Here is a 14,786-nt window from a genome sequence, read left to right as displayed (position 1 = left end):
CACATTAAATAATACTTTGCAAATAATTAATTACTTGCTTTATCTGAACGCGGAGGCAAGGCTGCAACGCGAGCTTCATCCCATCCGGAAGCTCCAGCATCTGTAGCTCCTCCCAAATCTCCGAGCTTGTCGAAATAATCAACCGCAGCATCGCGATACCACTCCCAGTCTTCTGGCAAATCATCTTCATAAAAAATAGCTTCTACTGGGCAAGCCGGTTCACAAGCTCCACAATCCACACACTCGTTTGGGTTAATATAAAGCGTTCGATCGCCTTCATAAATGCAGTCTACAGGGCATTCATCTACACACGCTTTATCTTTTACATCAACGCAAGGCTCTGCGATTACATATGGCATAACGCCCTCCTTTCTGCTTTTATGCAACTTTTCTATTATAGAACATTTTTGAAAAGTCTATGACACAAAAAGTCGGCATGCGATATAACCGTATGCCGACTTCTTGCTAAATAAATAATTTATTAATTTTGACTATCTTGCGAGGCTGCAGCAGTCGCCTCAGCTTGAGCTTCTGCACGAGCCTGCTCCTCTGTTTCTCCTTCAGCTACCTTCTCTGCAGCAGCAGCATCTTGAGCAAACAAAGTTTCAACCGGAACACCGAGCTGCTTAGCTTTACGCAACTGCCTGCCAAGCAAAGAATTGCGGTAAGAGTAGCCGAAGTACACCGCAAAGCCTATTGCCAGCCACACTGCAAAACGAATCCAAGTCAATACAGACAAGTTAAGCATGAGCCAGAATGTAGAAAGCGCTGCAAACAGCGGAAGCCATGGATTGCCAGGAACGCTAAATGAACGGTGCAAATCTGGTCTGCGCATACGCATAATCGGCACACCAGCAGAAACAAGCAGGAATGCAGAAAGCGTACCAATGTTCACCATGTCGGAAAGAATGCCAATATCGAGAGTGGAAGCAACGACTGCCACAACAATACCAGCAACAATCTGAAGTCTTGCAGGAATACCACGCTTGCTTACCTTAGAGAAGCTACGTGGAAGCAAGCCATCGCGGCTCACAGCGAAGATAATGCGCGTAAGACCGAGCAAAAGCACCATCACAACGGTTGTTAAACCAATAACAATACCGAGGGAAATAATCTTTGCAGCCCAAGTAGCACCCACAAGTTCGAAACTTGTAGAAAGCGAAGGAGCGGCTTGCTTTGCCAAATCCTTGTAGGAAACCATACCAGTTGTTACAACTGCGACGAGGATGTAAAGAACAGTAACAATAAACAATCCAAGACCAATACCTCGTGGAATGTTCTTGTGCGGATCCTTAGTTTCTTCTGCTGTTGTTGCAACAACATCAAAACCGATGAATGCGAAGAACACGAGAGCCGCGCCGGAAAGAATACCTGGAACGCCATAAACAGCTGGCTGCATGCCTGTTACCCACTGCCACAAAGGCTGTGCCATAACCCCAGAGACTTCTATTCCCTTTACACTTGCAGCGTCGGTTGCAGGTGGCACAAATGGCGTAAAGTTGGAAGCTTTAATGTAGAAGAAGCCCACAACAACCACGAATAGAACGATACCAATCTTCAAGATTGTTAAAGCGCCGTCGAAGCGTGCAGAAAGCTTAGTTCCAAGGACAAGCATAGTTGTAAAGAATGCAACGATTATAATCGGAGCAACATCAATAGTGAAACCACCTAAGTTAAAACTTGTGGTCATATTCAAACCGAAAAGCTTCATTAAATCGTTAAGATAAACGCCCCAATACTTTGAAATTACTGAGCCAGCCATCAGCATTTCTAGGATCATATCCCAGCCAATAATCCAAGCAATAAGCTCACCAACTGTAGTATATGTAAACGTATAAGCAGATCCAGCAACTGGAATCATAGAAGCAAATTCTGCGTAACACATTGCAGCAGAACCGCATACAATGCCTGCAATAATAAAGCTAATAATTACAGCAGGACCAGCATGAAATGCTGCAGCCTGAGCACCAACAGAGAAAATACCGGCACCAACAGCGACAGCAACACCCATAACTGCCAAATCCCAAGCATTTAATGTACGTTTAAGATGGCGTTCACCATCCATAGTCTCAGCGATAGTCTGTTCAACAGACTTTTTTCTCCATATTTGCATAATAAACGCACTTTCGTTGAGGTATAGGTATAAAGGTATGCCGCAATCAGAAGCGCATCAACAAATTTGCGAAACAGTTGCGACTTCACCTATATAAAATTTCTACTTAATTTTCTTTATTTATTCCTGTAAATGTAATTAAATAAAAAAATTTATATAGATAATGTAGGTAAATATTACACAAAACATTGCTTACACGGTAGTTTTACCGTGTGTTCCTTTATTATTTGTGAAAATTTAAATAATAAACTTATATATTACTGCATAAAACGCATCATATTCGTAAAATTTTCAGTTTATAGAAATATTTATTACAACAGGTTCAGGAATAAGCGTTACACCAAACTTACTTTGCACACCACGGATAATAGTTTTTGCCAAATTTGCAATATCGTCACAAGAAGCATTATTACGATTGGTAAGTGCCAAAGTATGCAATGAAGAAAGCCCCGCAGGCGAAGGTTTCCCATTTTCTATAAGCCTAAAACCCTTATGGAATCCAGCATGGTCAATAAGCCAAGCTGCAGAAGTCTTTATACCATGCGATCCATCTTGCATAATTGCATCAAATTTAGGAGCATCTTCTGGCAAAGTATCGGCTTCACTAGTACTAAGTATTGGATTCATAAAGAAACTACCGCAACTATGACGATCACTGTAAATATTATCGCCCTCTAAAAATTCGCCAGTAACATAGTCTTCACTTTGCAATCGCAAAGCAAATTCAACACCTTCAGCACACTTTGTACCACGCATCCACAGCTTATCGTAACGAGAAGCATCCTCAAGCATGCCTTTAGAGGCACGAACGCGCAAAACTTCACGACGTATTGCTGCTGTTTGCATGCGCTCACCCAATTCTACGTGCAAAGCATTAGCTAATTGCGAATGAGAGACAATGCCGGTTGAATTATGTTTCAAACAAAAAGTAACAGACAGCACAACGTAACGAGGAGTAGGAAAATACGAGTCCGCAGGAACTCCTACTGAAGAGTACATGCTTTTTTTAAGCAATGAAGTGCGATACCCAAAATTTAAAGCATCCTTCTGCAACTCCATAGTTGATTTTGTTTTGCGGTCCCAGACTTCTACGGAAGTAACACTTTGAGATACTTCTTGACCATAAGCGCCAATATTTTGCACAACAGAAGCCCCAACAGTGCCAGGTATGCCAGAAAGACCTTCTACACCCTCTAAGCCAAGAGAAATTGTATGGGAAACAAAATCATCCCAATTACAACCAGCTTCAGCATTGATATGCACTAAATGAGCACCACTTTGCAAATCAATGCCATCTTCTGAAGGTGCTGCTTCATCAAGCACATGAATATCACGTCTAGCATCTCGCACAACAACGCCATTGAAGTTCTCATCGCTAACAAGCATATTAGAGCCGCCACCGATAACGCATAAAGGCAGACCAAGCTCATCAGCATCTTCTACCGCTTCAATAACAGCAACGCGACTTTTTGGCTCTATAAAACGCGCAATTTTGCCACCTACGCCAACAGTTGTTATATCTGCAAAGGATGGATTATTTACTAAAGATGCTTGCATACTCATGGTTTAAATATTAACAGCAATAAATAACAAAAACCCCGCATTAAGCGGGGTAATAAGCATAAAATCTGCGCAACTAGCAATAAGCTTAAACAAGCCAAAATCGTGAGCGCAGTAAGCTGAAGATTCAGCGAGTCTCGCGATGAAGCGTATGCTTGCCACAGCGTGGGCAGAACTTGTTCAACTCAAGACGATCAGGCGTATTGCGACGATTCTTCGTCGTGATGTAATTACGCTCTTTGCACTCCGTGCATGCCATCGTAATGCCCGGACGGATGTCGGCGCTCTTGCTTGCCATTTCGTTCACCTCTACAATTCATTATTGGCCAGCCAGTCTCCTACTGGCCGTTGTAGCGAGGAAGAGACTCGAACTCTTGACCTTACGATTATGAGTCGTACGCTCTAGCCAGCTGAGCTACCCCGCCAGAGAGCCTCGAGTGAGAATCGGACTCACGACCTCTTCCTTACCAAGGAAGTGCTCTACCACTGAGCTATCGAGGCGTGGCGGGTAGTGGATTCGAACCACTGAAGCACGAAGCGGCTGATTTACAGTCAGCTCCCTTTGACCACTTGGGAAACCCGCCAGCAGTCTCCGTAAGAAGTGAACTTCAAACGGCAACTTTGTTATTTTGCCACGAAATCGCGACTAATGCAAGATTAAGACACGCCGAAAGCAAAACTTTTATGCAAAAAGCTAGTTATTTAGCGAAAAACCTTCTTTTTTTAAATTTTCGCAAACTGTCAAAACCCTGTCATTAGCCTCGCGCTCGCCGATACTAATGCGAATACCTTCACCAGCAAAAGCGCGAACAGACAATCCTGCAGCAATAAAATGTTCTGTTGCCCGCTCGGTATCTGCCCCAAATGGCATCCAGAAGAAGTTTGCATACGCATCTTCAATATTCCAACCTTGCTCGCGCAAAGCTTCAAGAATGCGCTCACGCTCAGCAACAAGAGATGCAACACGAGTACTCATCTCCTTGCTTGCGTCATCTTCCAAAGAAGCCAAAGCTGCGACCTGCGCTATTTGAGACACTCCAAATGGCACAGCAACTTTACGCATACCGTCTACGACTTCAGCCGGAGCAATACCATAACCAATGCGCAAACCTGCCAATCCATAAGCCTTGGAGAACGTTTGAGCAACAACTACATTTGGATACTCATGGTACAGTTTTATACCATTTGCAGTGCCTTTTGCTGTGTTAAACTGCACATAAGCTTCGTCAATAAGTACAAGAACGTCGCTTGGCACAGCATCTAATACCTTGCGAGCTTCCTCCTCGCTAAGTGAAGCAGAAGTTGGATTATTAGGATTATTCAAAATAACCAAACGCGTGCGATCGCTAATAGCTGCAATCATAGCGTCAACATCATGGGAACCATCAGCACGGTTAGGAATCTGAACGCTTGTAGCACCAGCTCCAGTCACAATAATCGGATAAGCTTCAAAGCTTCTCCAAGGGTATATGACCTCATCTCCCGGACCTGCAACCAAGTCAACAAGCTGCGTAATAACTTCCGTAGAGCCGCAACCAAGCACGACTTCGTCTGCAGTCACACCAAAACGCTTAGCAAGTTCTTCAACAACTTCTGTGCCACGCATATTAGGATAACGGTTTATTACATTAAGAGCGCGATTTGAGATCGCTTCTTTTACGCTTTGCAAAGGCTCATAAGGATTTTCGTTACTAGAAATCTTATACGCACGAATGCCGTCTAATTTAGGAGCTGGCTTACCCTGCTTGTAGCTAGGAATTGTATCTACAATATTGCGGTGTTTGTATGTCATACTTCTCCATCATACTCCACACATGCCTTAACTGTGCAATAGCAAAAATCCGACCAAAACCTTACAACCGCGTAAAGTTTCTGCCGCCTATCTAAATATTCCACAGACATTCTTACGTACCGCAATAAAAAACGCTGGGAACAACGTTTCCGTCATTTCCAGCGTAAGTTTTATTGTTTCAACCGGCTAAATACTAGCCAAGAATTGCAAGCACATCGCGAGAAGACACGATTAAGTAGTCCTCACCTTCATAATGCACTTCAGTTCCGCCGTACTTGGAATAAAGAACCTTGTCTCCAACCTTAACATCCATAGGAATGCGCTCGCCCTTATCGTCGCGACGACCAGGACCTACGGCAAGAACTTCACCCTGCTGTGGCTTCTCCTTGGCATTATCTGGAATATACAAGCCAGAAGCAGTCTGAGTTTCCGCTTGAGCTTGCTTAACAATAATCTTATCCTCCAACGGTGTGAGCTTAATCGACACTGTTGCCACCCCTTTCATAAGAGATACTATTTCGTACGCAAGAAACAATCCGACGAGGCTGACGATCACGTCCGCAACCGCACTTACGTTCTATGCCTCATAATACCGCGAATTTAGCACTCTAACAACTCGAGTGCTAATCTTTTAAGAAAATTTTTATAAAACTCTTAAATCATGCATTTCGACGAGCAAGAACATCATGCAAATTTGCCACGCCGAGTGAGTCTTCAGAACTCTCTGGAGCATCCACTTCGCTTACTTTTTCTTTTTCGTGGAACTGAGAAGAGTTTGTAGCAGCAAAATTAGCAGCGTCATCGGCATTATCAACATTAGCAACTGGTACAGCTTTAACTACTTGCTTAGTTGACTTAATTTCCAAACTTTCTGGAGTACGAGATGCTAAATTAGCATTACCTGAATCAGACTTAGTTTGTGAATCAAGCGAGAACGAAATTAAATCTTGATTAGACTGATAGTTTTGCTCCGAAGCCACAAAAGCGTTAGAAGAATCGTATGCGTCTTTCTTTTCCGTCTCAACGATATTAGACTCTTTAGATTCAGATTCTTCTTTATACAAACGCTCACGCAACGCTGCATTGCGCTCTTGCTCCGCACGATGTAACGCAACACGAATTTCGCTCTGCTCCATAACCGAAGTTTCAGTATTGTCACGAGACGCATCATTTCGAACAGGCACTACAGTCTGAGATACAGAATATTCAGCACTGTCGTTTTGAGAAATCGCATCACTACTGTTGATTTCTCCATTAAAATCAGAATCAGATGCAGAAGAATAATCTTTCAACTGGCGTATAACAGCACTATTATGGCGTTCGCACAGCTCATCCTCAGCTTTGCATTTCGAAGCAGCGCGCATTGTTGCAATACGCGCCTCCCAAGCACGAGCATGCTTAGAAGCACGAGCTCCAAAATAAAGCACTACTGCCAATATAGCTCCAGGAATAAGAGCAAAAACTGGAGAAAATATACCAGAGCATCCTGCTAAGAATACGACAAAAGTCAAGGCAGCAAGCGCAACTACCAACACACAACGACGGCGTATTGCAGCACGCCTAGCAGCGCGAATGCGCGCAATATATTCAGGAGTTAATGTTCGTTTTTGTTGTGTCGGTTGCATACAAGCCCCTTTTGCCAACATACTAGTACCGTCGCAAATGCGCGCAGTACTCCACTCACCTACAAGATGAAGTGTTGGTGAAAACCTATCCTCGCGATGTTCAAGCATAGACTTCATGCCGTTAACCGTGCGTTTAGGCAACCACCCGAACCATAAGGCTACAAGGATGACTAATACGAGTACCGCACTCACCGATTCATAACCCATAAGTATTAATATAAAGAAGTCATAGGATGTGTAGCAACATAAACATTTCGGCGTGTCGCCAAAATGTGGGATTATTGCGCGCGACATCACACAATATGCTGTGCCGCAATCATTCACTAAGCAAATTTAACACCTATAATAACTGTCATAGTATGTACTAGGATATGTGAAGGAACAGTAAGCTGCTACTTATGTGCTCGTGTAACTTCGGAGGGACTTTTGCCTACTTATCATTATCGTTGCAAGCAATGCGGATACGATTTTTCAGAACATCAATCATTTTCAGATGACCCTATTACCATTTGCCCTCAGTGCGGAAAAGATGCAGTGCACAAAGTGTACTCTGCTCCTCCAATCAACTTTAAAGGCAAAGGCTTTTATCGAACCGATAAATGATTTTGTAAAATTATAAATATTAATTATTGTTTAAATATTGCGCGCTAATAGGTTTTATCCACAGCGCGCAATTTTTCTTGCTCTTGCATTTTTTATATTTCAAAATGCAGGTATGAGCATAAATTTTTCTTTATTTAAATCTCAAAATAACGCAAAAAATAGTGCGTTATTGCAGCGGAGGCAACGCGCTTTCGTGCGGAAAATCATTATTGTGCTATGTGCTGGAATGATGGCTTTACTCGTTGTGTCAACTATTATTGACTCACAAGAAACTCAAGTTATAGCAGTAGCTAAACACAATATTCAGCAAGGTTCACGCGTTAGCGTAAACGATATTGCATACGTTCGAGTGCCTAAGCATAAAGTATTTAATCAAGCGCTATCTAATAATATAAGCGCGAATGCTTCTATTATTGCAACATGCGAAATACGTAAAGGCATGCCAATTTTGCAAACACTATTGAGTAAAATTCCGCGCATTCCAGAAGGATTCACTTCTATTACCATTCATTTAGCTAGTGCAGATCACACACTGCTTCCTGGCGAAAAAATTGATCTAGCCTTTAGCAAGCCGGTACAAGATGAAGAAATTTCTAACTCTAAAAATGCAGAAAGTCACAACAACGAAAAATCTAAAAGCAGCACTGTAGAAAATAACGATAAAAACAAAAACCAGGATATTGAAGAAAACAATATTTCAGAAATTGATGAACACTATGTTAGCGTAGTTCATAATGTTACGGTAATGCAAATAACTCAAAGCACTCAAGTTTCACAAAATCAGCAAAATACTACCACTCTTGCTATGCCTGCTGCAGATGCGTTGCGATTATTACAAGCTCAGTCTGAAAACCCCTCTTTGGCAATTGTTGCCATGAAATTGTCACAATGAGATTGCCGTCATGGAATACGTACACGATTAGTAGAAATCAGCGGTAATTATTAGCAATTAGCGATAATGACCAGTCAGCAACAAGCAGCAACAAGAATAAATCATTCTGCTACTTCTCGCGTATTTCAAGCTCAACTAATACGCTCGGAAAACACCGCCCAGTGAGGCGGCAATTCGCTTAAAATACGATTATCGTCGTCTTGATTACGCTGTTGCAAAGTAAGCTCGTCAGAAGGCTCGAGTTTAACGCCATCTGCATCAAAAAGCTCCGAGCCTTCACGAACAACCCTAACTGACCTGCGGGGAGATCTTCTATTGGGATCGTATTTACTCATTCGTTGTCACCATACAATTCCCCGAGACGAGAAACAACACGGTCAACCTCTTTTTCAGGATTGACAAAAGCTCCAACGCTCCACACTGTCATAACTGACCAGCCCAAGGATTCCAAATCCTGAATAATCATGCGATGACGTTCACGAGTTGATTGCACGCTCATAAATTGCGCATCATCCGTAAGCACAGCAACAGCAAATGACTTGTCCGCAAGTCCAACTACTAGAGGAATTCTAACGCCATTATCGAAGCCATAGTTGACTGCAACTTTTAATCCACGCGAGCGAATACGCTCAGCTAAATCAGTAAATAGCACATTTCTTTGTGCAGCTTCTGCAGCAATTTGCGCTTCAACATCGTTGGCATCTTCTGGACGAAGCGGCTTATCACTTAACTTCTCAGCCCATTGCAAAAGGTTCTTCAAAAGCTTTGGACCATCTTGGTGCAAACGCTCATCTTCCATATCTTTAGATGTAAACGCACTAACAATATCTAGATGACGACGAGCTAGAGCCAAAGCGTCAAGAAGCACACTGCTTCCACCTTCTTCTTCAAGCAATCCAAACTGCTGAAGAAGTCTGCCATGAGATGTTTTTGCATAGCAAAGCGACATAATTACATCTGTTGCTATTGCTCCAGAAGCTTCATTAACGCCCAAAAGTCTCACATGTCGCAAGAATCTAGCCATGTTTTCGTCTTTAATAGACAAAGACTTCAACTCTGCTCCTAAACGACTGCGGAACACGTTTGTCAACGTAACTACGACAAGCACATAGCTTGAAGGAACAACCGTAAACGTATTCGCACGCTGACGAATAAGCTCAACTACTTCATCAATTTCACGCTGGCTGCTTTCAATAAGCCCAGAAGACATTACTGGAACTCCAGTTGCTTCAATTTGATGCAAACGAACTTTACCTTGCAAACGTTCAACAGGAACGTCATGACGCAACTTTCCGTAACCATGTTCTTCCAAGAATCGCGCTAAACGAAGCGAGCGCCTTGTTGCTCTAGAAACTACTGTTACAGATGGTAGTAATGAAATAAGCGAACGCAAACTTTCAGAACTTACTGTTTGCTTATGCGCTAAAACTACTACTTGACGAGCACGAGACAAAATAGATAGCAACTCAATATTTGATATATGAGATGCTGAATCAATTATTACAGTATCTGCAATAGGTCTCAACGGAGTCATCATAGTAAGAGTAGATGGCATAGCTACAAGTATTGGTTTCGCAGCCAACACAAGTTCCGCATAATTGCGCAATAATTTATTAAAAGTAATTCCAGAACGGTTTCCTGCAAGCATAGTATGTAACTGATTAGCTTCTTGCGTGTGCGAGAACAATAAATCGCACAAATGCCTCATAGCTTCTTGCTGAACCATTGGACCGATTGAACGCACATGTTCTGTATCAACTTGCACGAATCGATCAGAGACATCTTGCATTGCGGAGCCATCTTGGTGAGAAATAATTGCAGAAGAATTAACGATATCTTCAAAAACAGTAGTCCACCAAGCCAATTGCAATTCACCGTCAATTGCATTACCTGTAACGTTGCGACGACGCAAATCGCTAACTAAATCAGATAAGCCCGCTTTGCTGAACTCACGCTCCAAATTGCAACGACCAGGGAGAGTATCTAGAGATGCTCTGTCGTCATGCAAATCTTGCAAACGAGCTTCAAGCTGCGCAAATTCAATATTTTCAAGATCTGCGCCCTTAAGAGTTGTTGCTAACACTGCATCAAGAGCAACTAAATGCCTTGCTAATAATTCTTGAGTATTTACAATATCATCCAATTTTGGCGGCAAAACAGGCCATCCGCCGTGAGGCACGAAAGTACGCCACTGAGCTGCTTGCTGCGCAACAATCTTTAATGCCTCATGCAAATCATCGACTTTAGCTCCAACTCTTAGCAAGCTGCGCGCTTCTCGAACATGATGTCTACGTTCCCAGAAGCCCATAATTGTGCCTTCGGCTTTACGCTGAACTTTCGGCTTACTCGCTTCAATCATTGCATCTAAATCGCGCTCAAAAATTTCAGGCTGGAATACGTCAAGTACACGTCGCAAATTTTTGAGAACTGTAACTTGACGACTCCACTCACGAGCTGTTGTTGGCACAGGGAAACCACAGCTTTGCACAGTGCTTTTAACTTGTTCTCGAGTTGCTGGAAGAAGCTTAAGAAGCACGTCTACAACACGCTGATATACAGATATAGCTTCATTTTCGTCAAATATCGACGCGCCAAACCAAGGAGTATCTTCAGGATTTATCCTAAACTCTCCAAGCTCATCGGCTTGGTGGAATTTTTTCGACCACTCTTCAATATGACCGGTCATGGCGTGCGCTGCAGAAACATCTAAACGCACATGCGTAGACGGATGGGTTGGAAACATTGCAATTGCTGCAAGATTCTGGATTGTTTGATATGCAGATACTCCCCAAGTTTCGTTGATACCATGAAGATCGCCTAAATAACGAGTAAGGCGAGAACGCACTCCAACCAACTCATCTGCAACCTGCTCAAATCGTGAAGTCGCAATACTATGTCTAGCACCAACTGCTGCAATCAACTGCGCATCGACATGCTTAGCAATATGACCATCCGCAACGTCTAATGCTAATGAGGAAATTTCATGCGTATTCAACGTGTAACGGAAACGCCTCTGCTGCTCAACAACATTAGGCACATACAACACAGAATGTCCTGCAATCACAGAACGAGAAGCAATCGCAGCAGCAATCGCAGCTGAATCTGAGCCCGAATCAATATCCACGAACAGAGAATTTCCAGAAGCAACAAGCTCCGCTGCATAACGCACAACGTTATCTACTTCACCAACTTCGCATTCGCTATGAGGATCTGCGTCGAAAGGACTATATTCTAGCTTATTTGCAGACTGAAGCTTATGAATAGCTCGATCATCGCCAGCCATAGCGTCAATCATCGCATTTCCAACATTGCCAGATTGCAAAGCGTTAATAATTTGTTCACTTTCTGCTACAAAACGCGAACCAGCATCTGTAAAGCAGCCAAGTATAATATCGCGCTCAATATCAAAATCTGTAAAAGCTGAGCGAGCTTGCTTACAAATAGCATCAAACACTACAGAAGTTTCTGGCGTTCCACTTTCATATTGAGATCCGTCGAATAAAACATCTTCCCTAAGTTGAACACCACGCTCACTTAAACGCGACACAAGCGAATTGTTCAGCCCAACACTTCCAGAGAAATAAATAGTGGCGGAGGTCTCATCTTGATTAGTGTCACGAACAACTTTCACAGGATACGTAAGAACAGGCACATGGTTGCCATTCCACGATGCAACACCAACTATTAAAGAAAGTTCGGAAACGCCACTTTCGTGTGCTTTTGCGTCTCTATCTTCAAAAACTCGATCTAGCCTTCGCCCAGCAGCCCGCAACATTCCAGCGTCTCGGAATAAAGATTTTAATGTTACTTTTCCGCTTGCAAAAAGTTGCGCAATTCCGGAAGGATGAGCATGCGTCAACTCTAATTGTGCAGCAAGTTGCGTTATATCTTCTAGTGGAGAAGGAGATAGCTGAGCCTGATATTGCTGCTTCCACCCAACTATATGTTGTAAAGCGTTAGTACGAGCGCTGTTGGTATTGTTAGAGCCAGATTTTTCTAAAGAATCATCTTCTGACGTAGTATTTTCAACTACTGTATCAGTAAAAACTTGCTCTGACGAATCCTGCTCCACGTTGTTTGTATCACTCATATTCCCACCCTACTTGCTTACTGTTCAATAGCTTTGCGATATGCACTATAACCGCTGTTTCTAGCTAGTGCAGCATCTACTTCAGAATTACCTTGAGCTGCGAGCCACGCGTATAAGTCATCATATAACCCAGTGTTTGCAGCCAAAAACGGAAGCAACTGCGAATATTGCGCCATCTCAAATTGCTTTGAAAAATCACTACTTTCTTCAGCTTCTTTTGACGTAAATCCGCCGGCTTCCACTACATTTTCTTGAGAGTCAAATTCGCCTTTTGATACTTTTTCAAATACGGAGCCTGGCTCAAATGCAGGTGTGTACTCCGCATCAGAATTGTTAATATCGAGATTATTAGAGTCGAGATTTGTAGTACCGAGATTCGTAGAGCCAAAACTGTTAATATCGAGATTATTAGAACCTGTATTTGCACCATTAAAAGCTGAAGTATTGGCAATATTTTCAGCAAAAGTTTCAGTTGAATTTAATGGAGATACTGGAAATTCTTGAGAACTTTCGTTTTGCAATACATCTGTTTCCGAATTAACTGGCGTAACCGGAGAAGCTTGAGCAACCGGAGAAACCTGAGCAACTGAATCAGCTTGATCAACTGCAGAAACCGAAGAAATCACAGAATCTTGTTGCGAAGGTTCTTCTTTAGTTGAACTTTCTTGCTGAATCGCTTGCGCATCTGCAAATAAATTACGCGGCTCTACAGGAGCCTCCTGCTGTTCTCGCATAACAGGCAAAGTTACATCATGATTGATTGGAGCAACATCTGTTTGCGAATCATCATTGAGCTGAGTATGATTCTGCATGCCTTGTTTCCAAGACAATCCAGGATGCGAAACTGATTGAGCATGGAAAACACCTGTTGGCTCACCAGCGCGCAAATCAAGAATTTGATCTACTGATAAATCTGAAGCTGCAGGCTCATCATGCGATTCATCTGTAGCATAAGAGAACAGATTACGCACTGCGTTATCTTTTTCAACTTCAGCAGATTCTTCTTCTACACGCACAAAATCAACAGGAACATCACCGAATTGCATGCGCATTAAGTTATCTGGAAGCTGAAAATCAACATCAGGCTCTAGACGCAGCAAATCACCATTTGCGCTGACTAAATATGTACCGTTAGTTGAATGCAAATCTCGTATTGTTGCCACGCCTCGCATGTCTACAATTAGCAGCGCATGCCTCTTTGACATAGAACGTTTATTATCCACTATGTCGACGCGCGCGAAACCATCTTCACGCAACGGGCGTATAGGCTTTCGACCAATCTCTACAGACTGACCTGCACCCACACGTGCCTGCTCGACACCACCAACTGTAATCATCCAGCGCTGCACGGTTTGTCGCTCACTCACGTGATCTGCTCCCTTCAAAAAACACACTACTTACTATTGTGTCATGCTTTGTGTATATTGCGCTAGTATTTGTTGATTTTAAGCATAAAAATATCACATATTCATATTTGAAGATTTTACAAGAAAATTTATAAGGAATTTTACTAGAACTTTTGCAAAGAATTTTATTTGCAATAATTTTTAAAATCTTTATGCAAATGGAAATAACAAAAGGCTCGGAAGAAACTTCCGAGCCTCGAAACTTGCGATATTACCAACCGTCCCTAGCGGAAAGCAACAACGCAAAGTGCTCAGCATTAATCGGTTAACGAAGCCTGAATCAATAGTAAAAAAGGAAATTTGGCAAACCATATCAACAAGCAAACGCAAACCAATTAATTGCTGTATAAAACTAAAAGATCTACACAGCGTGCAGAGCACAAAATTTTTTACAAAAGCACTTAGTCTAGCGCACCTTTCAGCACACTAGACTAAGTAATTCACAGTAAAACCGACTCAACGATCAACCAATAAGCTAAAGCCCAAATGATTCATCACTGAATCAGATTTCAGCTTAGTGACGGATCTTGCGAAGAGCAGCACCCATGCCAGCAAGCACAGAAGCAGCAACAGCAGCCAAAGCTACAGCAGCACCGGTCTTAGCCAATGGAGCAGCCTTCTTCTCGGAAGACTTCTTAGCTTCAGACTTCTTATCAGACTTCTTTGCGGCAGCCTTGTCATCAACCTGCGCATAACACGCGCGGC

12 protein-coding genes, 3 tRNA genes and 1 pseudogene are annotated in these 14,786 nt (G+C 42.7%); 2 read left to right on the top strand and 14 right to left on the bottom strand.

Annotated elements, in window-relative coordinates; translation table 11 throughout:
- Positions 1 to 26 precede the first annotated feature (26 nt).
- From fdxA to HXT41_RS05555, 10 genes are all read right to left on the bottom strand, one after another.
- Entirely contained in the window at positions 27 to 359 is a 333-nt protein-coding gene (gene fdxA, locus HXT41_RS05600; protein ID WP_004109733.1) for a ferredoxin, read from the bottom strand.
- Between the two features lie 122 nt (positions 360 to 481).
- Positions 482 to 2,113, bottom strand: a complete 1,632-nt coding sequence (locus HXT41_RS05595; protein ID WP_064621619.1) for an APC family permease — start codon at positions 2,111 to 2,113, stop codon at positions 482 to 484.
- 291 nt (positions 2,114 to 2,404) lie between these two features.
- Entirely contained in the window at positions 2,405 to 3,676 is a 1,272-nt protein-coding gene (locus tag HXT41_RS05590) for an FAD-binding protein (protein ID WP_012913815.1), read from the bottom strand.
- Between the two features lie 124 nt (positions 3,677 to 3,800).
- Complete coding sequence (gene rpmG, locus HXT41_RS05585; RefSeq protein WP_004105548.1) at positions 3,801 to 3,971, bottom strand: 50S ribosomal protein L33; 171 nt, start codon at positions 3,969 to 3,971, stop codon at positions 3,801 to 3,803.
- 53 nt (positions 3,972 to 4,024) lie between these two features.
- Positions 4,025 to 4,098 (bottom strand) — tRNA-Met (locus tag HXT41_RS05580).
- 4 nt (positions 4,099 to 4,102) lie between these two features.
- A tRNA-Thr gene (locus HXT41_RS05575) sits at positions 4,103 to 4,174 on the bottom strand.
- A gap of 1 nt (position 4,175) precedes the next feature.
- A tRNA-Tyr gene (locus tag HXT41_RS05570) sits at positions 4,176 to 4,257 on the bottom strand.
- A 110-nt stretch (positions 4,258 to 4,367) separates the two neighbouring features.
- Entirely contained in the window at positions 4,368 to 5,465 is a 1,098-nt protein-coding gene (gene hisC, locus HXT41_RS05565; RefSeq protein ID WP_076002616.1) for a histidinol-phosphate transaminase, read from the bottom strand.
- 193 nt (positions 5,466 to 5,658) lie between these two features.
- Positions 5,659 to 5,952: a co-chaperone GroES gene (gene groES / locus HXT41_RS05560; protein WP_004114319.1), complete on the bottom strand. Its 294-nt coding sequence runs from the start codon at positions 5,950 to 5,952 to the stop codon at positions 5,659 to 5,661.
- A gap of 172 nt (positions 5,953 to 6,124) precedes the next feature.
- Entirely contained in the window at positions 6,125 to 7,207 is a 1,083-nt protein-coding gene (locus HXT41_RS05555) for a hypothetical protein (RefSeq protein ID WP_102703340.1), read from the bottom strand.
- A gap of 309 nt (positions 7,208 to 7,516) precedes the next feature.
- Here HXT41_RS05555 and HXT41_RS05550 point away from each other — a divergent pair, with 309 nt between their 5' ends.
- Complete coding sequence (locus HXT41_RS05550) at positions 7,517 to 7,693, top strand: FmdB family zinc ribbon protein (protein ID WP_004574103.1); 177 nt, start codon at positions 7,517 to 7,519, stop codon at positions 7,691 to 7,693.
- A gap of 112 nt (positions 7,694 to 7,805) precedes the next feature.
- The gene (locus tag HXT41_RS05545; protein ID WP_162863135.1) at positions 7,806 to 8,585 is read left to right on the top strand and encodes a hypothetical protein; all 780 of its coding nucleotides are present in this window, start codon (positions 7,806 to 7,808) and stop codon (positions 8,583 to 8,585) included.
- A 131-nt stretch (positions 8,586 to 8,716) separates the two neighbouring features.
- On the opposite strand, the gene HXT41_RS05540 is transcribed toward HXT41_RS05545, so the two are convergent.
- The 4 genes and pseudogenes from HXT41_RS05540 to HXT41_RS05525 form a co-directional block, all read right to left on the bottom strand.
- Positions 8,717 to 8,920: a hypothetical protein gene (locus tag HXT41_RS05540; RefSeq protein WP_004109746.1), complete on the bottom strand. Its 204-nt coding sequence runs from the start codon at positions 8,918 to 8,920 to the stop codon at positions 8,717 to 8,719.
- The gene (locus HXT41_RS05535; protein ID WP_116994927.1) at positions 8,917 to 12,675 is read right to left on the bottom strand and encodes a helicase; all 3,759 of its coding nucleotides are present in this window, start codon (positions 12,673 to 12,675) and stop codon (positions 8,917 to 8,919) included. Before HXT41_RS05535 ends, HXT41_RS05540 begins: the two co-directional genes overlap by 4 nt.
- Before the next feature lie 17 nt (positions 12,676 to 12,692).
- On the bottom strand, positions 12,693 to 14,042 hold the full coding sequence (locus HXT41_RS05530) for an FHA domain-containing protein (protein ID WP_033888565.1): 1,350 nt from the start codon (positions 14,040 to 14,042) through the stop codon (positions 12,693 to 12,695).
- 553 nt (positions 14,043 to 14,595) lie between these two features.
- A pseudogene (locus tag HXT41_RS05525) lies at positions 14,596 to 14,769 on the bottom strand (peptidase); the annotation flags it as partial.
- Positions 14,770 to 14,786 lie beyond the last annotated feature (17 nt).

The organism is Gardnerella sp. DNF01189 (assembly GCF_049244195.1).
In the GTDB taxonomy this organism is placed as follows: domain Bacteria; phylum Actinomycetota; class Actinomycetes; order Actinomycetales; family Bifidobacteriaceae; genus Bifidobacterium; species Bifidobacterium swidsinskii.
Note: the sequence above shows the minus strand (reverse complement) of the source record. Positions and strands in the feature narration are given on the sequence as shown.

Bases quoted from the DNA above. Each gene is read 5' to 3' on its own strand.
- fdxA (WP_004109733.1), bottom strand. From the start codon at position 359: ATGCCATATGTAATCGCAGAGCCTTGCGTTGATGTAAAAGATAAAGCG.
- HXT41_RS05595 (WP_064621619.1), bottom strand. From the start codon at position 2,113: ATGCAAATATGGAGAAAAAAGTCTGTTGAACAGACTATCGCTGAGACT.
- HXT41_RS05590 (WP_012913815.1), bottom strand. From the start codon at position 3,676: ATGAGTATGCAAGCATCTTTAGTAAATAATCCATCCTTTGCAGATATA.
- rpmG (WP_004105548.1), bottom strand. From the start codon at position 3,971: ATGGCAAGCAAGAGCGCCGACATCCGTCCGGGCATTACGATGGCATGC.
- hisC (WP_076002616.1), bottom strand. From the start codon at position 5,465: ATGACATACAAACACCGCAATATTGTAGATACAATTCCTAGCTACAAG.
- HXT41_RS05555 (WP_102703340.1), bottom strand. From the start codon at position 7,207: ATGAAGTCTATGCTTGAACATCGCGAGGATAGGTTTTCACCAACACTT.
- HXT41_RS05545 (WP_162863135.1), top strand. From the start codon at position 7,806: ATGAGCATAAATTTTTCTTTATTTAAATCTCAAAATAACGCAAAAAAT.
- HXT41_RS05540 (WP_004109746.1), bottom strand. From the start codon at position 8,920: ATGAGTAAATACGATCCCAATAGAAGATCTCCCCGCAGGTCAGTTAGG.
- HXT41_RS05535 (WP_116994927.1), bottom strand. From the start codon at position 12,675: ATGAGTGATACAAACAACGTGGAGCAGGATTCGTCAGAGCAAGTTTTT.